The organism is Arcticibacterium sp. SM2516 (assembly GCF_057914865.1).
Map to the genome: position 1 here is coordinate 3,533,506 of NZ_CP195290.1, position 16,322 is coordinate 3,549,827.

Annotated in this window: 16 protein-coding genes; 9 read left to right on the top strand and 7 right to left on the bottom strand. The window is 35.7% G+C overall.

What is annotated here, in order from left to right; genetic code table 11:
- Positions 1–13 precede the first annotated feature (13 nt).
- From ACSBFT_RS14705 to ACSBFT_RS14730, 6 genes are all read left to right on the top strand, one after another.
- Positions 14–652 (top strand): hypothetical protein, encoded by a 639-nt coding sequence (locus ACSBFT_RS14705; protein WP_489601182.1) that lies wholly within the window; start codon positions 14–16, stop codon positions 650–652.
- Positions 643–1,245, top strand: a complete 603-nt coding sequence (locus tag ACSBFT_RS14710; protein WP_463044591.1) for a hypothetical protein — start codon at positions 643–645, stop codon at positions 1,243–1,245. Before ACSBFT_RS14705 ends, ACSBFT_RS14710 begins: the two co-directional genes overlap by 10 nt.
- Positions 1,242–3,503: a histidine kinase gene (locus ACSBFT_RS14715; RefSeq protein WP_489601183.1), complete on the top strand. Its 2,262-nt coding sequence runs from the start codon at positions 1,242–1,244 to the stop codon at positions 3,501–3,503. The genes ACSBFT_RS14710 and ACSBFT_RS14715 overlap by 4 nt, the downstream gene beginning before the upstream one ends.
- Positions 3,493–4,254: a LytR/AlgR family response regulator transcription factor gene (locus ACSBFT_RS14720; protein WP_489601184.1), complete on the top strand. Its 762-nt coding sequence runs from the start codon at positions 3,493–3,495 to the stop codon at positions 4,252–4,254. Before ACSBFT_RS14715 ends, ACSBFT_RS14720 begins: the two co-directional genes overlap by 11 nt.
- A gap of 753 nt (positions 4,255–5,007) precedes the next feature.
- A complete protein-coding gene (locus tag ACSBFT_RS14725; protein ID WP_489601185.1) occupies positions 5,008–5,988 on the top strand; it encodes a helix-turn-helix transcriptional regulator in 981 nt (326 codons plus the stop codon).
- A gap of 21 nt (positions 5,989–6,009) precedes the next feature.
- On the top strand, positions 6,010–6,609 hold the full coding sequence (locus tag ACSBFT_RS14730; protein ID WP_489601186.1) for a GyrI-like domain-containing protein: 600 nt from the start codon (positions 6,010–6,012) through the stop codon (positions 6,607–6,609).
- Positions 6,610–6,637: 28 nt separating this feature from the next.
- Here ACSBFT_RS14730 and lhgO read toward each other — a convergent pair whose 3' ends face one another.
- A complete protein-coding gene (gene lhgO, locus ACSBFT_RS14735) occupies positions 6,638–7,840 on the bottom strand; it encodes an L-2-hydroxyglutarate oxidase (RefSeq protein WP_489601187.1) in 1,203 nt (400 codons plus the stop codon).
- 147 nt (positions 7,841–7,987) lie between these two features.
- Here lhgO and ACSBFT_RS14740 point away from each other — a divergent pair, with 147 nt between their 5' ends.
- Both ACSBFT_RS14740 and ACSBFT_RS14745 read left to right on the top strand, forming a co-directional pair.
- Positions 7,988–8,215: a hypothetical protein gene (locus ACSBFT_RS14740; RefSeq protein ID WP_463044585.1), complete on the top strand. Its 228-nt coding sequence runs from the start codon at positions 7,988–7,990 to the stop codon at positions 8,213–8,215.
- 79 nt (positions 8,216–8,294) lie between these two features.
- Positions 8,295–9,356, top strand: a complete 1,062-nt coding sequence (locus ACSBFT_RS14745; RefSeq protein WP_489601188.1) for an NAD-dependent epimerase/dehydratase family protein — start codon at positions 8,295–8,297, stop codon at positions 9,354–9,356.
- Here the strand turns inward: ACSBFT_RS14745 and ACSBFT_RS14750 are convergent.
- Positions 9,343–10,452: a nucleotidyltransferase domain-containing protein gene (locus ACSBFT_RS14750; RefSeq protein WP_463044583.1), complete on the bottom strand. Its 1,110-nt coding sequence runs from the start codon at positions 10,450–10,452 to the stop codon at positions 9,343–9,345. The two genes, ACSBFT_RS14745 and ACSBFT_RS14750, sit on opposite strands and share 14 nt — an antisense overlap.
- Before the next feature lie 439 nt (positions 10,453–10,891).
- Here ACSBFT_RS14750 and ACSBFT_RS14755 point away from each other — a divergent pair, with 439 nt between their 5' ends.
- Entirely contained in the window at positions 10,892–11,092 is a 201-nt protein-coding gene (locus ACSBFT_RS14755) for a hypothetical protein (protein ID WP_463044582.1), read from the top strand.
- A gap of 13 nt (positions 11,093–11,105) precedes the next feature.
- Here the strand turns inward: ACSBFT_RS14755 and ACSBFT_RS14760 are convergent, their stop codons facing one another.
- From ACSBFT_RS14760 to ACSBFT_RS14780, 5 genes are read right to left on the bottom strand one after another with little or no spacing between them, the layout of a single operon-like run.
- Positions 11,106–11,894, bottom strand: a complete 789-nt coding sequence (locus ACSBFT_RS14760) for a class I SAM-dependent methyltransferase (protein WP_489601189.1) — start codon at positions 11,892–11,894, stop codon at positions 11,106–11,108.
- Positions 11,895–11,911: 17 nt separating this feature from the next.
- A complete protein-coding gene (locus ACSBFT_RS14765) occupies positions 11,912–13,168 on the bottom strand; it encodes a cytochrome P450 (RefSeq protein WP_489601190.1) in 1,257 nt (418 codons plus the stop codon).
- On the bottom strand, positions 13,158–15,209 hold the full coding sequence (locus tag ACSBFT_RS14770) for a prenyltransferase/squalene oxidase repeat-containing protein (RefSeq protein WP_489601192.1): 2,052 nt from the start codon (positions 15,207–15,209) through the stop codon (positions 13,158–13,160). The genes ACSBFT_RS14765 and ACSBFT_RS14770 overlap by 11 nt, the downstream gene beginning before the upstream one ends.
- Positions 15,210–15,212: 3 nt before the next feature.
- Positions 15,213–16,100, bottom strand: a complete 888-nt coding sequence (locus ACSBFT_RS14775) for a hypothetical protein (RefSeq protein ID WP_489601193.1) — start codon at positions 16,098–16,100, stop codon at positions 15,213–15,215.
- Positions 16,101–16,140: 40 nt separating this feature from the next.
- Positions 16,141–16,281: a hypothetical protein gene (locus tag ACSBFT_RS14780; protein ID WP_463044577.1), complete on the bottom strand. Its 141-nt coding sequence runs from the start codon at positions 16,279–16,281 to the stop codon at positions 16,141–16,143.
- Positions 16,282–16,322: the final 41 nt, after the last annotated feature.

Genomic DNA, 16,322 nt, shown 5'->3' on the forward strand with positions numbered 1-16,322 from the left:
ACAATTCCTCAAAATGAAAAAAATATTCATTTCTATCTTATTAACGATTTCTGTACTCGCTGTTTCAGCTCAAAATGCTGCTTATGAAAAAACAATGACAGATTTGGTTTCTCAAATCCAACAGACAGGTATCGAAGAGTCATTTCAGCCATTGACAAATAAAATGGAACGTATTGCAGCGGCCGAAAAAGAACAATGGCTTCCTAATTATTGGGTGGCATATACCTACGCTAACGAATCTTTCAAAAAGCAAACTCCAGGAGAAAAAGACCAATTATTAGAACTTGCAGAATCTTTTTTAGCAAAAGCCGAAAAATCATCTCCTATCAATGATGAGATACAAGTACTTAAAGCACAAATAGCATCTGGTAGGCTATCTGTAGACCCTATGAACCGATTCCAGACCTACGGCGAAAAATTCACGAAAGCTCTCACCACCGCGACTAAACTAAATGCCAATAATCCACGGATATCATATTTAAGAGGAACTAGTGCTTTCTTTACACCCGAAAACTTTGGTGGAGGAAAAGCTGTAGCAAAACCACTTTTTGAGGCAGCACTAGAAAAATTCAATAACTTCGAACTTAAATCTGCTATGCATCCTAGTTGGGGCAAATACGAGTCAGTATACTTCTTATCACAATGTCAATAAAAACAATGCAAGCATCTCCATTTTCAATATTAGGATACGCCGATTTAATAGCGAAAACAGAAAGAGTACGTAGGAAGAATACTTTCATTAAATTTCTACTTGTATTCCCCGCAGCATTCATAGCCTACACCATACATGGTGGTGTAGGCCCATTTCTTCAAGAATGGTTTACAAAACTTGATGTTATAATTCCGATTCTCCAAATCGCTTTATTTATACACTTCATAGGTTCTGGAAACTTACTAAAGGGTTTTGATAAATGTTTGGCGGTTTTCAATGAAGAACGCTGGAAAGTGAATCACGTTTTAAGATATATTCCGAATAATGTAGGTGAAAACTGGCTACCACTATTTGTAAATCTGATGATTTTTATGGGCATGATGATAGGCATTCAGATAGGTCTAAGCATAGTAGCCAATATTACTCTTGTTCAGCGTTTTCTTGAAAACTGGAACATCTTATATCCAAATGCCGGGGCTGCACCTATTTTCCAATTTTTTAAATATTACATTCTCTCACCTATTGCTCTGTCATTTGCTGCAGTTACTATAAACTGGCTTTTTCTAGACAAATTGAATCAAACCAATGCATGATTGGCTCTCCCTTACATAGCAAATCCTTTCCATCGGAAAACATTAAAAACCTAGAGGTTCATACCTCATGGGGTGCCATTGAAGTTTTAGGAGGAGATTATACCGCGTTGCGGGTAGAAGTTTACGCCTATAAAAGAGGCTTGTTGAACTTTTTCTTACAAGATCCCATGAGCAAATCTGAATTTGAGAAGCTGGGCTTTAGAATTTTCACGGAAAATGAGACCCTACTCATCAAAAGTATCCATGGAAGAAGAAACTGGCTAGATAGTATTTTTTCTGGACACCAGGTTTCATTTAGGATTTTTGTGCCTAAAGACTTGTCAATCCATCTTAATTCTAGCATTGGTGATTTGACCCTCGTTAATGTTACTGGTAAACATTTGCTAAAAGGCTCCATAGGAAAGATAAACTTAACAGGGGTAAAGGGAAGCTTAAAAGGCCTAGGCAAGAATTTTGGAGGTGGTATTAAGGTGGAACAATGTCACGGCGATTTCGAACTCCACACCAGTGGAGGAAACTTAAACATTTCTCATTGCCAAGGAAACCATACCTACGCCACAGATGGAGGAAATATCAACATTTCAGACTTCAATGGTGTCTTAAACTCAAAAACCAAGGGCGGAAACGTAAATATCAACAGACTAACAGGAGAACTCAAAGCCATTAGCTGGGGAGGAAACATTAAACTCACGGGCATCAGAGCCAATGCGGCTGCCACCACTAAAGGAGGAAACATAAGAGCAGACATTGACGAGCTTAAGGATTATTTATGGCTAGAATCTAGTGGAGGGAACGTAAAAACCCATCTCCCAAAAGATAAAGGAATTCAATTAAACGCAAGAGCCTCGAGAGTAAAAACTTACGGCAATTTCAACTTTAATGGCTTACGTTCTAGAACAGAATGGGACGGCACCATAAACGGTGGGGGCTGTAATGTAACCTTACGCTCTAGAGGAGGAACCTTGACAATTTACGAAAAAGAAACCATAGAATATTCAAACCCACTTTCTCCTAGTAAAAGTCCAAGTGTTCAGTCAAATTTTCAATTCAGTAAACCACGTTCCGAAAAGCAATCCGACACTTCAAGTCCGCCAAAAAATGCTCCTAAAGTTCATAAACCCGTGGCGTCAAGCGAAAAAAGAAATTGGAAGTTTTCACCCTTCGTTCCTTCCGGACTACAAGTTTTTTATGCTTTCATGTTTACCGTATTACTTGTTTACGGTCTAAACAGCATCACATATTTTACCTCGGAATTATTCAATCCCACTTCATTAGAAATAGAACATAATAAGGCGGTAGCCCTTCTAAATTTAACCACAGGTCTCTCAGCATTTCTGGGATTTATACTTTTCATCTCTTTTGTAGAAAAATATCTTCAACCCAAATGGCTGAAATATTTGTCTCTAATAGGACTAACATGTCTTTCTTTTTTCCTGGTTCACCTAGCGGTCAATCTCTACTTTGAATCCCAAACAAACACATTCGAGTTTTGGCAATACTTTATGGAGATCACAAGAACAAGAAGTAGTGTTTCTGGTTTTAATAACTCCAAAATATTTTACAGCGTTATTCCTTCATTTGTGGCATGTGCGTATTATGCTTTTTGGAGTAGATCAACACATTTAAGCAGAAAAATATCAGAGCAAGAATACCAGTTGCTCAATATGGAGAAACTAAAAACCAAGGCACAGCTAACCGCCTTGGAAGCCAGAATTAACCCTCATTTTCTATATAATTCTCTTAACAGTATTGCGGGGCTTATTCATGAAGATCAAGACAAAGCCGAAGACATGACGGTGGAACTCTCTAAATTGTTTAGGGCCACCACTGGACGAAACAATGAAAGTAACCATTCTATAAATGAAGAGATAAGCTTGGTGAAATCTTATTTAGCCATAGAGCAAATGCGTTTTGGCAACCGCTTAAACTACAGTATTAACGTAGAAGAAAAACTAAACGATAAGCTTATTCCAAGATTTCTACTTCAACCTTTAGTTGAAAATGCCATTAAGCATGGAATATCTAAAATAGCCGACAGCGGCGAAATCAAAGTAGACATTAAAGAAGAGGGACAATTTATTGTGATAGACATACATGACAACGGACCTGATTTTGGCGAAGATATATCTGGCGGATATGGTTTAAAAAGTGTCAAAGACAAACTAACCTTAATATACGGAGATTCGGCGATGCTCCAAATCAGCAACGACCCTATCAAAAACATCCAAATTAAAATAGATAAAGACCATGATTTATAAAGCTATACTCATAGACGACGAACCATTGGCTATTAGCAGATTAAAAAGACTACTCTCCAAATTTGAAGATATTTTTGAAGTCATAGATGAAGCGACTAACGGCGAAGAAGGGTTAAAAAAAATAGAAAGTCAAAAACCCGATTTGATTTTCCTGGACATTGAAATGCCCATCCTAAACGGTTTCGAGATGTTGGCTGCTTTGGATTATATGCCTATTGTGGTTTTCTGCACCGCATACGATCAATACGCCATAAAAGCCTTTGAAGAAAATAGCCTAGACTACCTCCTAAAACCAGTGGAGAATGAAAGACTGCAAAAAACAGTGGATAAACTAAAAGCCAGATTATCCGAAAAAGACAGGGGTTTTGAGCAAGCTACGCTGCAAAAACTTATGGAACAGCTAAACCCTAAAAAGGAACTGCATAGCATTACGGTGAAATCTGGAGATAAAATCCTATTTATTTCCCTATCACAAATCAGTCATTTTCAGGCGGATGATAAATATGTTTTTCTAAATACAATGGACGGAAAACAGTATTTAACCACTCATACTATTACTTCTTTAACAGATAAACTTCCAGAAGAATTTGTAAGAATTAGCCGTTCGGCAATTATACATGCTTCCAAAATCCAATTTATGGAAAAAGGCTTCAATGGCAAATTTGTGATTCAATTAAAGGACCAAAAACAAACCAAGCTAGAGTCTGGCGGCTCCTTTGCCGATAACTTAAAGCAGCTGATGGAAGTGTAAAGTTAGGTAGAGCTTCAAATAGATTTCTTCAGGGAGTTCTTCAAAAATCGAAAAGGTTAGTTGGACCTACAGTCGGACTTTAATTTAGGAATTTGGCACAAAATTATCTGAATAGCTTTTTGTTAAAATGCACAAAACGAGGATTACCATTGATTTACCAAAAAAGTAACCCATGAAAGCTACAAATTCAAAAACGTCAATTGAACCCTGATTATGCGTTGGGGAATCGTAATGAGTAGTTAAATCACAATATATCAGACAATTAAAGGAAATCAGCATAGCACCGGATCGTTATGGCGATTGAGTTTAAATGGATTTACGTACTGATTTGAAGCAATTTAGCTACGGTTCCGATAAAATCGGGAGATTGACTAATGCATAAAGCGGGTTGAAGCAATTCAGAAAATATTGCAGCGATAATAAAACTTGAACAGAGAAAGAGTATGCTGAATTATAGAGGAAAACTAGATTCAACCATTGATTTAGATGTTTTAGGGGACAGTCGTTTAAAATGGCATTAATTGATAGCTCTGTTTGGATTTATTAATTTTAAGGGGGTGAAAAATCTTATATTCTTACTGAGTTAATTGTAAATGATTTAGTAAGAATGAATGAAATTGTTTGGTCAAAATGATATAATTGAAAGTGTTGTAAATTAAAAAATCGTACAGACCATTTCTCGAATTTAACTATGAGACACCTGATTTAGGTTTTCCCTATGTTTTACACTATTAATAATCGCAAATCAAGTAAATGCCTCGCTTAAACCGACTTACAGAAATCCTTATTCAGCTTCAATCTAAAAGAATTATTAAGGCTCAGGAAATAGCCGACAGATTCGAGATAAGCTTAAGAACTGTTTATAGAGACATTAGAGCTCTTGAAGAAGCGGGGGTACCCATATTGAGCGAAGCTGGAGTGGGCTATTCCATCATGAAGGAATATAGACTTCCACCGGTACAATTCACAGAAGATGAAGCCTTTTCTTTTTTAACCGCCGGAAAACTTATTTCAAAATTAACAGATGAAGACACCAAAAAATCTTTCGAATCTGCTCTTTTTAAAATCAAATCTGTACTTAAAAATGCCGACAAAGAACTACTTGATGATGCCTACCAGCATATTGAAGTTTTAGAAAACGACTATTTACCAAGCGAACGAAACGAACGGCTAAACATAAAACAAATACTTAAGGCCATTCTTAACAAGAATATTATCAAAATAGAATATTTCACAGGTTCTAGGTTTGAAAAAAATGAAAGGGACATTGAACCCATTGGTATATTTTCAAGCCATGGAAATTGGTATTTGATAGCATGGTGTAGATTAAGGAAAGACTACAGAAATTTTAGAATTGACAAAATAACGACCTTGGTAATACAGACAGAACGTTTTGACAAAAAACATCCGAAGCTCCATACCTTTATCAATAATACGCAGTCGAAAGAAAACCTCATTAAAGTGGTTATAAAAATCGACAAAAAAGGATTCCGATACATGGGAGACCAATATTATTATATGGGTTTTATCTCTCAAAAGGATTTAGGTGAACAAATTGAAATGACATTTTTGACTGGCAACTTAATGGGCTTCGCCCACTGGTTTCTCTATTTAGGAAAAGTAGCAGATATTATTGAACCCGAGCAACTTAAGTTAGATGTAAAAGAACTTCTTATAAAGAGCATGGATAGGCTTCAACAAAAAGAAGCTGACAAGAGGTTGTCACTCCTCTAACCTAGTTTAGCAAAAACAATAATGGGAAAATTAGATTTAACAAAGACCTACAAAACTTACTATAAATCACAGGCAAAACCTGAAATAGTGAATTTTGAGACTATTAATTACTTATCAATAACGGGAATTGGTGACCCATCAGGAGATGAATTTGCTCTAAAAAATGCAGCACTCTATCCAGTCGCTTATACCATTAAATTTGAATGTAAAGCTGTTGATAAGGATTTTGTAGTCCCGAAACTAGAAGGATTGTGGTCATTTGACTTAGATAAATATGATGGCATTGCCATGGAAAATGCTCCTATAAAAATCCCAAGAAGTGAATGGGCATATCGATTATTAATTAGAATGCCTGATTTTGTAAATCCTGAAATGGTACAAAAAGCTATAGACCAAGTTAAGGTCAAAAAAGGTGAACTCCCTTTCATAGACGAACTGACATTCCATACTATGAATGAAGGCAAATGCGTCCAAATACTTCATATAGGTCCTTTTAATACAGAACCCGAATCTTTAGCAACACTTCAAGAAGTCATGGAAGAAAACGGTTTTGCAAGAAATGGTGAGCACCATGAAATATATCTTTCGGATTTTAGGAAAACCGATCCCGAAAAATTATAAACAATTCTCCGAGAGCCAGTCAAATAAATTAATCCAATCTTTTTAAGACCATTTCACTAACCGCTTGACCAATGGCCAATGAACTTGTAGCCGCAGGTGATGGTGCATTACAAACATTGATGGCTTGTGCATTTTCAATGATCTTGAAATCATCCAAAAGTCCACCAGTAATATCACATGCCTGAGCTCTTACACCTGCTCCGCCTGGAATTAAATCTTCCGCTTTTAATTCTGGAATTAAAGCTTGGAGTGCCTTTGTAAAAGCAGCTTTTGAAAAAGACCTATAATACTCGCCCATACCGGTTTTCCAATATTTAGCCGCCACTTTTTGAAAACCGGGCCACATGAGTGTTTCCGCCAATTCGGAGAACTTAAAATCTGTTTTTTTATATCCCTCTCTTCTAAACGCCAAAACCGCATTAGGCCCTGCCTCAACCCCACCATTTATCATTCTTGTAAAATGCACACCCAAGAAAGGAAAGTTAGGATCTGGAACTGGGTAAATTAGATGTTTAACTAAATATTGTTTTTCAGGTTTTAACTCATAATACTCGCCTCTGAAAGGAATGATTTTTAAATCAATTTTATCATCTTGAGTCATTTGAGCTACTTTATCAGAATATAGACCTCCGCAGTTTACCACCAATGTTGTGTTATAACTCCCCTTTGTGGTCACCACATTCGAAACTCCATTTAACTGCGAAACAGATGTTACCCTCTCGTTATACCTTATCTCCCCGTCGAGCTGTAGAATTTTCTCGGCATATTTTTCACTAACCTTTTTATAGTCAACAATACCAGTCTGAGGCACTTTAATGCCTTTAATACCGGCAACATGCGGTTCTATCTCACGCATCTCGTCACCACTTAAATAAACCAAGTTTTTCAATCCATTTTCTTGTCCCCTTTGAAAAAGTGTATCCAAAATAGGCAATTGCTCTTCTTTCGTAGCTACTACTATTTTCCCACATAAGTCGTATTCTATTCCTTCTTGCTCACAAAATGCTAACAATTGATTATAACCAGATATACAATTAGTAGCTTTTAAACTTCCTGGTTTATAATATAAGCCAGAGTGAATAACGCCACTATTATTACCTGTTTGATGTTTGGCAGGTGAATCTTCCTTTTCCAAAACCAAAAGCCTTGTATTCGGTTTTTGCGTTTTTATTTTCAAAGCCGTAGCTAAACCCACTATCCCACCACCAATAACCACCACATCGTATCTCATAAATTTCTTCTAATTTTTAGCTTTAAAGACATTTGACCTCAAAATTGACAATAAGTAATAAACTCCTGAAGTTTAAGTACAATATATTTTGGCTGTTCGGCCTGTCAATCTTAAATTTGTGCAAATTTATTTATTGAGCGTAAAGCAATGAAAAAAATCAGCTTTTTATTATTCGTAGCCGCTACTGGCCTTTTAAGTTCTTGTAACTATCAAAAGAACAACCAAATCAAGCAAAAAGACCTTCATGAAGGTGATGAGAGAGTATATGGTGAAAGCCTAGAGGCTCCTGCAAGACAGCTTTCAAAGCAGTATGAAGCAACTCCAGAGGATATTGCTAGAGCTGCAGCTTTAAGAACAAAAATTTACGGTGAATAAAATTCACTTAAAAAGTTTATAACTGAAAATTGCGAACGACATCAAGGAGTTCGCTTTTTTTGATATACCCAATTTACAAATGAATATAGCTATAGTAACAGGATCTGCCGGATTGATTGGCAGTGAGTCCGTTGCCTTTATGTCTGACAAGTTTGACCTAGTTATTGGAATTGACAATAACCTGAGAGCTTACTTTTTTGGTGATGAAGCTTCCACAGAGTGGAACAAAAAAAGAATAGAGGACCAGTACAGCAACTATAAGCACTATCAAGCTGATATTCGTTCTGAAGAAGAAATTGGTAAAATCTTTCAGGAATATGGTAAAGATATAAAACTTATCATTCATACTGCCGCTCAACCCTCTCATGACTGGGCCGCTCGTGAGCCATTTATGGATTTTACAGTGAATGCCAATGGAACATTGGTGATGTTAGAAATGACTCGTCTTCATTGCCCTGAAGCGGTATTTATTTTCACCTCTACAAACAAAGTATACGGAGACAATCCTAACTTCCTTCCTTTGGTAGAGCATGAGACGCGTTGGGAAATAGCTGAAGACCATGCTTATTTCAAGGATGGTATTGATGAGCAAATGAGCATTGACCATACAAAGCACTCATTATTTGGAGCTTCCAAAGTAGCTGCTGATGTATTGGTTCAGGAGTATGGTCGTTATTTTGGAATGAAAACTGGTGTATTTAGAGGAGGTTGCCTAACAGGACCAAATCACTCTGGAGCACAGTTACATGGCTTTTTGGCCTACCTTATGAAATGTGCCATTACAGGCAACCACTATACTATTTTCGGTTACAAAGGAAAGCAAGTTCGTGATAACATTCATTCTTGGGATTTAGTAAACATGTTCTGGCATTTCTACCAAAACCCAAGAAGTGCTGAGGTTTATAACGCTGGTGGAGGTAGATTCTCTAACTGCTCTATGGCAGAAGGTATTACACTTTGTGAGGAAATCACAGGTAAAAAAATGAACTACAGCTTATCTGATGACAACAGGAGTGGTGACCATATTTGGTACATTTCTGATTTAAGCAAATTTAAGTCGCACTATCCTACTTGGGATTGGAAATATGACTTAAAAACTACTTTAAGTCAGATGCATGATAATATTTCTAAGAGGGTTTAGTTTGATTAGGAAAAAACACCTTAAACGTAGCATAATACAGGAAAGTGAACCATAATATTTTCACTTTCGTGTATACGCTATTTCTTAATAGGAACTGAAGGCGAATTCTTCTATAGTGATATTTTAGTGTAAAGGGTTTCACACTTGGATCCAATACATGCCCGTGATAATTACCTAATAAATTTGACGGAAGCTTCTCCTTTATCAAAGTTTTAATTTCTACAGGAAGTGGGGCATCTAGTTCGCAACAAGCCAAGTGGATTGAAAAAAGAAATATATTTTGAACATCCCATTTCTTTGATACTTCTAAAATCATCTCCCAATCTATTAATTCAGTATACTTTGCCAAAAGAGAAGCAACATCCATTATGCTCTTGAAGGTAGGATACCTGATGGAAGTATGATGAATGCAAGTTGTGAGCAAAAGACCTTCTGGACCTAATAGGTTTATAAAATCTGTTGATGACAGATTTCCGTAAGTTGTAAGTTGTTTTACTTCTTCGAAAGGAATATTATTTTGGAGCATTCGAGTACCTAAAAACCAGTGCGGCTCCACAAAAAACTTCCTATGACTATGTTCCTTAAATAGAAAGTTGTACTCACAATGATGATATAAATATACCTTCTCAAACGCTTTAGGCACTTTTTTTTCTGGCAGGTATCCCTTTTCTATTAGTATTCTCTTTAGTGCAGCAAAGTCATCTTTTTTAAATAGAAAATCAATGTCACTAAATTCACGCATCCCAAAACTACCGAATGCAGCATTTGACAGAACCAATCCTTTATATGGTATTATTTCAATATTATTACTCTTTAAAAGCTTAATTAAAACATTTAATTCTGTCAGCTGCTGTAAGTTGAAAGCTGTTATCCCCAAGACTTCCATTCTCAACTTTAAAACGACATCGTTGCTAAAATCACCATAATACATAGATAGAGCCTGATAAACTGATGGCCTAACCTGATGAAAGCGAGACAAAAACAAAACCACATCCCAGTCAAGCGTTTCTAGTTCAGTATATAGTCTTTCTTCTTTCCCAAGAAAAAGCTTTAGTAAGTGTATTAGAAAACCATGCTCTTTCGAATCAAATTTCATTAACAAATTCGTTTAAAATCAAACATGCTTTTTTAAAAAAACTCCATCCATTCTAAAAATGTTTTTTGTCAATATTGCTTCATTTGAAAATTCATTATAAGCGATTAATTTATAGTAAAATATTGCTACAACACTTGTAAAATCAAATTTAGCTGAAAACTCTTGATTATAGCGTTTGCGGCCATCTCGATCCTTCGAGAAAACACGTGACCGCAACTTATTTTAACTTGTCAAGCTAACTATATTTTATTTTCTTTGAAAAAAGTAAACTTAAACCTCTTACAATTTACCAGTCTTAAAAATATTCACATAATAGTTATCTGATTTAAATCTAAACAAATTGCTCAACCTACAAAAGAAGTCTTATGTTCCTTTTATTTCGGACATAACCTTCTCATTTATACTTTTTTGGTGTACTATTATTTATTAATATAATTATATGTCCGTTCAGAACGCATTAACACTCATTCAAAAACTAAGGAATGAAAGCCCAATCGAAAATATTATTTCATTGGAAGATATTCAAAATATAAGTCCTACTTACAACTTAACTTGTAGCCTTGAAGAACTTCAAAAGGCCTTTAAAATTGATTGGAAAATGCGATGGATAAAGACTCATGAAAGTAGACTGAAAACTTAAGAAAGTTGATGTATTATTTTTTCACTGAAGATATAAACAGGTAATTATTTATAGGGTTTTTATTCAAAAAATCTGATAAAGAAATAATATACTTGCACTCCTCAGGATTTATTTTTTTATAAAACAATTCTGTCAGTGCCCACTTTCTTAAATTAGATGAATACGCCACACAAGTGCTCTCTTTTTTATCTATTATTGAATCGGATGTAAATCCATTATTTTCAAGTAAAAATTGATAATCTTCAATACTCCTTTCTTTATTATCTTCAGAAATAAACCAATTAAGCTGTTTATCAGGAGTTAGAACAATGTCACAAATTATAAGCTGACCATTTTTTTTTAGTACCCTAGCCGCCTCTCTAATAAAATCAGCTCTAGTGTTAAAATGAAACGCTGCTTCTACACAACAAACTACATCAAAATACTCATCAGGAAACTGTAAATTAGTCGCATCCATTTCCATAAACCTTAGATGAGGATACGTTTCTTTGCAGCATTGGATTTGCTTCCCCGAAATATTTATGCCTATGGTAGTTGAATTAATAAATTCTTCTTGTAAAAAATCGGTAGTAGCTCCCATACCACAAGCCACATCAAGTATATTCCCTTTAGCCTCATATACATTTTCCGTTAATGTTTTCATCAAGTTTCTGCATGCTTTAGCCTGACTGTTTACATTACCTTCCCATAAACCTACATTATTAAAGTTGCTGTTTTCATAATACATCTGCATTACAGGGCTATTCATAAATCTCTGATAAACCTGTAACATTCGATTGTCTTCTTCAAATACTGTATCCATCTGATTTTTATTGAAAATTAAAGCAAATTGACTTTTAAGCTATTTAACCCTCTCACCCTAAAGTTATCATACCAGTCTAAAACTTGATTCTGCTCAAAAGACAGCATAGGGAATCTCTCGAGCATCACTTCTAACGTTACTTTTGCTTCCATTCTAGAGAGGTATGAGCCAATACAGTATCTAGTGCCATAACCAAATGCCAAATGCGAGTTTGACTCTCTAAGTACATCGAACTCTTCAGCATTCTTAAATACAGATTCATCTCTATTAGCTGCCCCTACAAGTAAAACAAGTTTTTGGCTAGCTTTTATTTTCTGACCAGAAATCTCTGTATCCTCTAAAGCATATCTAACACTAAAAGAATTAGCCGTCTCAAATCGAAGAGTCTCCTCACAGGCTTTTTCAATAAGTGATGGCATCTTTTTTATCAAGGTAAACTGATCTGGGTATTGCTGCAGACAATAAAACAAATTACCAATAAAATAAATGGTAGACTGCACCCCAGCAAGAATAAAAAAAGAAAGGTTGGCTAGTACCTCATCCATGCTTATTCTTCCAAGGCACTTACCTTCAAGTAGAAGTGCAATTAATTTATTTGCATCACCTCCGGCTTGCTCTTTAGTTTCCTTTCTAAAAAACTCCATAAAATTTATAAGAGAAGAAACACCTTCTTCTTTTTCTCTTTTAGTAATATCAAGAAAAAAGAGCATGCTTAGTTTTAAAGAGTGTTCCTGAATCCAATCACTATATTCATAACCAACCCCTAAAAGATCCAGAAAAACCCTAGAAGTTAATGGTATACTAATATCTTTAATAATATCTATTTGAGATTTACCTTCAATATTATTTAATATATCATCAAGTTTCTTTCGCACCCCCTCTTCAGATAATTTCAATTTCCCTGAAAGAAATGGGGGTGAAAATGCCTTTTTTATACGACTATGATCCTCTGCATTTCTATTAGAGATCCAAAGACTTTGACTTTCAAGTGTCTTATTCTTAAGTGACAGATAACCTTCAAATCCAATGGCATTGTCTGCGATTTCGCTCCATGTGGGATTAAGAGATTTAACACCTTCAACAGGTACAGGAAACCCGAACAATGACGAATCCCCTAAAACATTTTTCACATCCGTATATTTTGTAAGAAACCATGCATTATACCTCTCTGAATAATAAGCTGGCGAACAATTTCTTAGCGTTCTATAAACAGGATATGGGTCAGAAATAAAACCAGCATCCTTAGTGTCAAGAAAAAAAGGGTCAAGATTCATTTGAATGTTTATTTATCTTTTGTAAAGCATAAAGAATAGTAATAGTGGTAAAAACTTTATTTTGGTCAGCAACATGCCAATTATTCTCACTCGCATCTGGACTAATCGTCCCAGGCATGGGTACTTGAAGGTTCGCATAAGAACCCCAGCTCCCATCTTCAAGTTGACTGCTTAGTAGATATTCCATTCCTAAAGTGATGTTGGCCTCATCTAAACTCATTTTCCCCGAAAACAGTAGTATACGTAACAAAAGAGAAATTTTGAATGGAGAGGGCTGAGAAGAATCCAGTTCATTTACCATTCTCCCTCTGGCCCAGGAAACTGACCTTGCGATTTCCTCTGCGTTATTTCCTTTATTTAAGGCCATAGCTTCAGTAGCAAGTGCAGTGGCATATTCATCTGTTGACCACCAATAGGACTTAATCGAACCATCTTCATTTTGGTTATTTAGAATAGCTTTTAATGCTTTTTTGTCCCCAGCTAAGGCATAAGCGGCAGTAACACATAAATGCAGGCTCTGCCAGCCATTAAAAGATGCTTTTTCACCAAGCTTAGTAACCTTCCGAATCTTGTCTTTTTCAAGATAAGTTGTTACCCCATTGTCATCCAAAAAGTATAATTTTAGAATGTCTTGAAGCTTCAAATTATCTACCTCAGATATACGGATTGAAAAGAGGTAAGCCCAAATGGTACTATCCGCGTCACCAGGGGTCATCACATTATATCCAAACCCAAAACCTAGTCTACACCTTTTTCTTAAAACCGACCAAGCTCGTTTAAGACTCTCTTTTACGCCCACTTTTTCAAAAAACGAAAGATGATATCCTACATATGCCGTTACCCATTCGTCACTTTTTCCTGGGGGCAAGGCGAAATCAATCCAAAAACCAGTCTGCAATTGTGAATCAAGCACAAAATTCACCCCTTTTTCTGTAGCAATTTCTATATTTTCGGCTTTTGAAAATATTGCCCTTTTGTTTTTGTCATTTTTTAAATTAAGCCATAGATTACCATAACCTAAATATGCTTTTAATTCAGGCTTCCCAGAGGGCTTAATACTTAACTTTAGATGAGACACTTCTCTTTTCATATAAGTAAACTCATCCTCGGGCCTTTTTAATGTTTCCAACCAAAGCTGTTCAGGCCAAATTGTTAATGAGCTTGGAAATATTTCCTTTTCCCAATCTAAAACGGCTTTGGCTTTTTCTGCTAAGCAAATCGCTTTTTTAACACACTCGTCGAGGAAGAAGCTCCATCGAGTGTCCTTATTAGGTTGGTCATCCCAAAAACACTCAAAGCCAATCTTTTTTTGAACAGACGCTCCTAGATCAAGACACAGCCTTACTCTATCAGAAACGCTGTAAATAAATTCTACAAAGCCTTCAATATTCTCTGTGTCATACCTATAGCCTACTGCCCTGAGAAAAGGAATAACTTGATCAGCATACATATTTTTTATATTAATACGTATCACATCAGTTTCTCTTGAAAACTGAATGCCTGCAAAAAAGATATAAGCATTCTCTGGACAACAGCTAATACAAGTATTTAAAATTGGGTAAAAAGGACGGCTCTCTCCTAATGTTTCTTGGAGGACTTTATACAGGAACACATTATTATCATTTTTCGATTTTTTAGCCAAGGAAAAAAATATGAGTGGAATTCTTCTCTCACCGGTTCGAATATCCATCTCAAAAAATATTTCTTCTATATTCTTATGGTATCCATCTGAATGGTCTAACCACTTGCGGAAAAACTCAAAAAACGAAAACCATTCGGCATTGTCTGAAATATTCCGAAAATCCAACCATTCTGATAGGATATCAGTATTATCTCTGCCGCTAATCAGACACTGTTGTAAGTCTACTTGAGCCTCTTCATTCATTCTGCATTCCAATCCTATACGAAGTATTGGAGGAAAGAAACGAGCTCTATCTTGTAAAAGCCTTAACTGCTTTTTACCTACTAAAGAAACAGGTAATCCGGACCAAAAAGAATCAAGATAATCAGAAAGTGAATTGTCCTTAGCTACCCTGTTCATCTGCTATTCCATTCTAAGAATAGATTCATATAAAACATGTATTTCTTCCAAATTGTTTGAGGCCTGTACTTCATAAGCATCAACCTCATTTAAAAACTTTATACTTTCTCCAAAATAATATCTTCTATAATCTTTTGATACTAGTTCAGGAATCATGATTTCCTGAATTAATATTTTCAAGCTTTCCATTATTTCAGAAGACTTAATCACCGTTTCTACTCCTCGTTCTTTTAGAAAATAAACACCCCTAACCTTTAGTGGAATACGCTCCGAGGAATTTACATCATTATGATAATATGATTTAAATGTACCAACAGGAGTAGTCAGCGATTCAATCTCGGGCTCCGGAAGATATAAAGGTTCTATATGAGATGCGGGAAGTGACAAACCTTCTATTGTTTCATTTTTTACCTTAATTATTGATTCACCGGGAAAAGCAAAAAACTGCCCCTCCTTTTGCTCAAGAATACAATAATCATCACACCAAATTGGATAGCCCATTGAGCCGAAGTAAGCCGCAGTGGTAGACTTTCCAGCTCCTTTAGAGCCGACAAATAGAATTACTTCTGACGCGATTTGAATAGCACTGGCGTGCAAAGCATATATTTCATTAATCTGAAACCATAATTTCAAAACAGCTCCCTTTGATATGCCGTCAATTGTTTCTTGCGATACTGACTTTTTCTGCGAGTAAAACACCAAATCACTTTTAGCTTTCAGAATAAATGAAAGCCATACATCATCGTAGAAACAATATTCAATCAAATACCTACTCTGGTTTTCTGTACATTGAGATATACGCTCATGCCAACCTAAGTACTCCTGTGACTTATTGACAAACGCAAAAGAGTTCTTTTCTACAAGACTAGAAAAGTCTCCCAGAGATAACAATTTTAACCTAAACAACGAGCTATAATCAATTAAAAATAAATCATGAAGTATAAGCCGCAGCTCCTGCACCATCGTTAACACTGCCACCACCGATAGTTTGAGTAACATCTGCCAACTTCCCAAAATCTTTTAATTCAGGTGATACGTATTCCTTTTTTTTTATTGAATCTGACTTTCTCATAATGTAGTATTAATAAAACAACCATAACCTACTAGCCGAAA

What these genes read in the sequence shown, in the direction of transcription:
- ACSBFT_RS14705 (WP_489601182.1), top strand. Translation starts at nt 14, where the DNA reads ATGAAAAAAATATTCATTTCTATCTTATTAACGATTTCTGTACTCGCT.
- ACSBFT_RS14710 (WP_463044591.1), top strand. Translation starts at nt 643, where the DNA reads ATGTCAATAAAAACAATGCAAGCATCTCCATTTTCAATATTAGGATAC.
- ACSBFT_RS14715 (WP_489601183.1), top strand. Translation starts at nt 1,242, where the DNA reads ATGATTGGCTCTCCCTTACATAGCAAATCCTTTCCATCGGAAAACATT.
- ACSBFT_RS14720 (WP_489601184.1), top strand. Translation starts at nt 3,493, where the DNA reads ATGATTTATAAAGCTATACTCATAGACGACGAACCATTGGCTATTAGC.
- ACSBFT_RS14725 (WP_489601185.1), top strand. Translation starts at nt 5,008, where the DNA reads ATGCCTCGCTTAAACCGACTTACAGAAATCCTTATTCAGCTTCAATCT.
- ACSBFT_RS14730 (WP_489601186.1), top strand. Translation starts at nt 6,010, where the DNA reads ATGGGAAAATTAGATTTAACAAAGACCTACAAAACTTACTATAAATCA.
- lhgO (WP_489601187.1), bottom strand. Translation starts at nt 7,840, where the DNA reads ATGAGATACGATGTGGTGGTTATTGGTGGTGGGATAGTGGGTTTAGCT.
- ACSBFT_RS14740 (WP_463044585.1), top strand. Translation starts at nt 7,988, where the DNA reads ATGAAAAAAATCAGCTTTTTATTATTCGTAGCCGCTACTGGCCTTTTA.
- ACSBFT_RS14745 (WP_489601188.1), top strand. Translation starts at nt 8,295, where the DNA reads ATGAATATAGCTATAGTAACAGGATCTGCCGGATTGATTGGCAGTGAG.
- ACSBFT_RS14750 (WP_463044583.1), bottom strand. Translation starts at nt 10,452, where the DNA reads ATGAAATTTGATTCGAAAGAGCATGGTTTTCTAATACACTTACTAAAG.
- ACSBFT_RS14755 (WP_463044582.1), top strand. Translation starts at nt 10,892, where the DNA reads ATGTCCGTTCAGAACGCATTAACACTCATTCAAAAACTAAGGAATGAA.
- ACSBFT_RS14760 (WP_489601189.1), bottom strand. Translation starts at nt 11,894, where the DNA reads ATGGATACAGTATTTGAAGAAGACAATCGAATGTTACAGGTTTATCAG.
- ACSBFT_RS14765 (WP_489601190.1), bottom strand. Translation starts at nt 13,168, where the DNA reads ATGAATCTTGACCCTTTTTTTCTTGACACTAAGGATGCTGGTTTTATT.
- ACSBFT_RS14770 (WP_489601192.1), bottom strand. Translation starts at nt 15,209, where the DNA reads ATGAACAGGGTAGCTAAGGACAATTCACTTTCTGATTATCTTGATTCT.
- ACSBFT_RS14780 (WP_463044577.1), bottom strand. Translation starts at nt 16,281, where the DNA reads ATGAGAAAGTCAGATTCAATAAAAAAAAAGGAATACGTATCACCTGAA.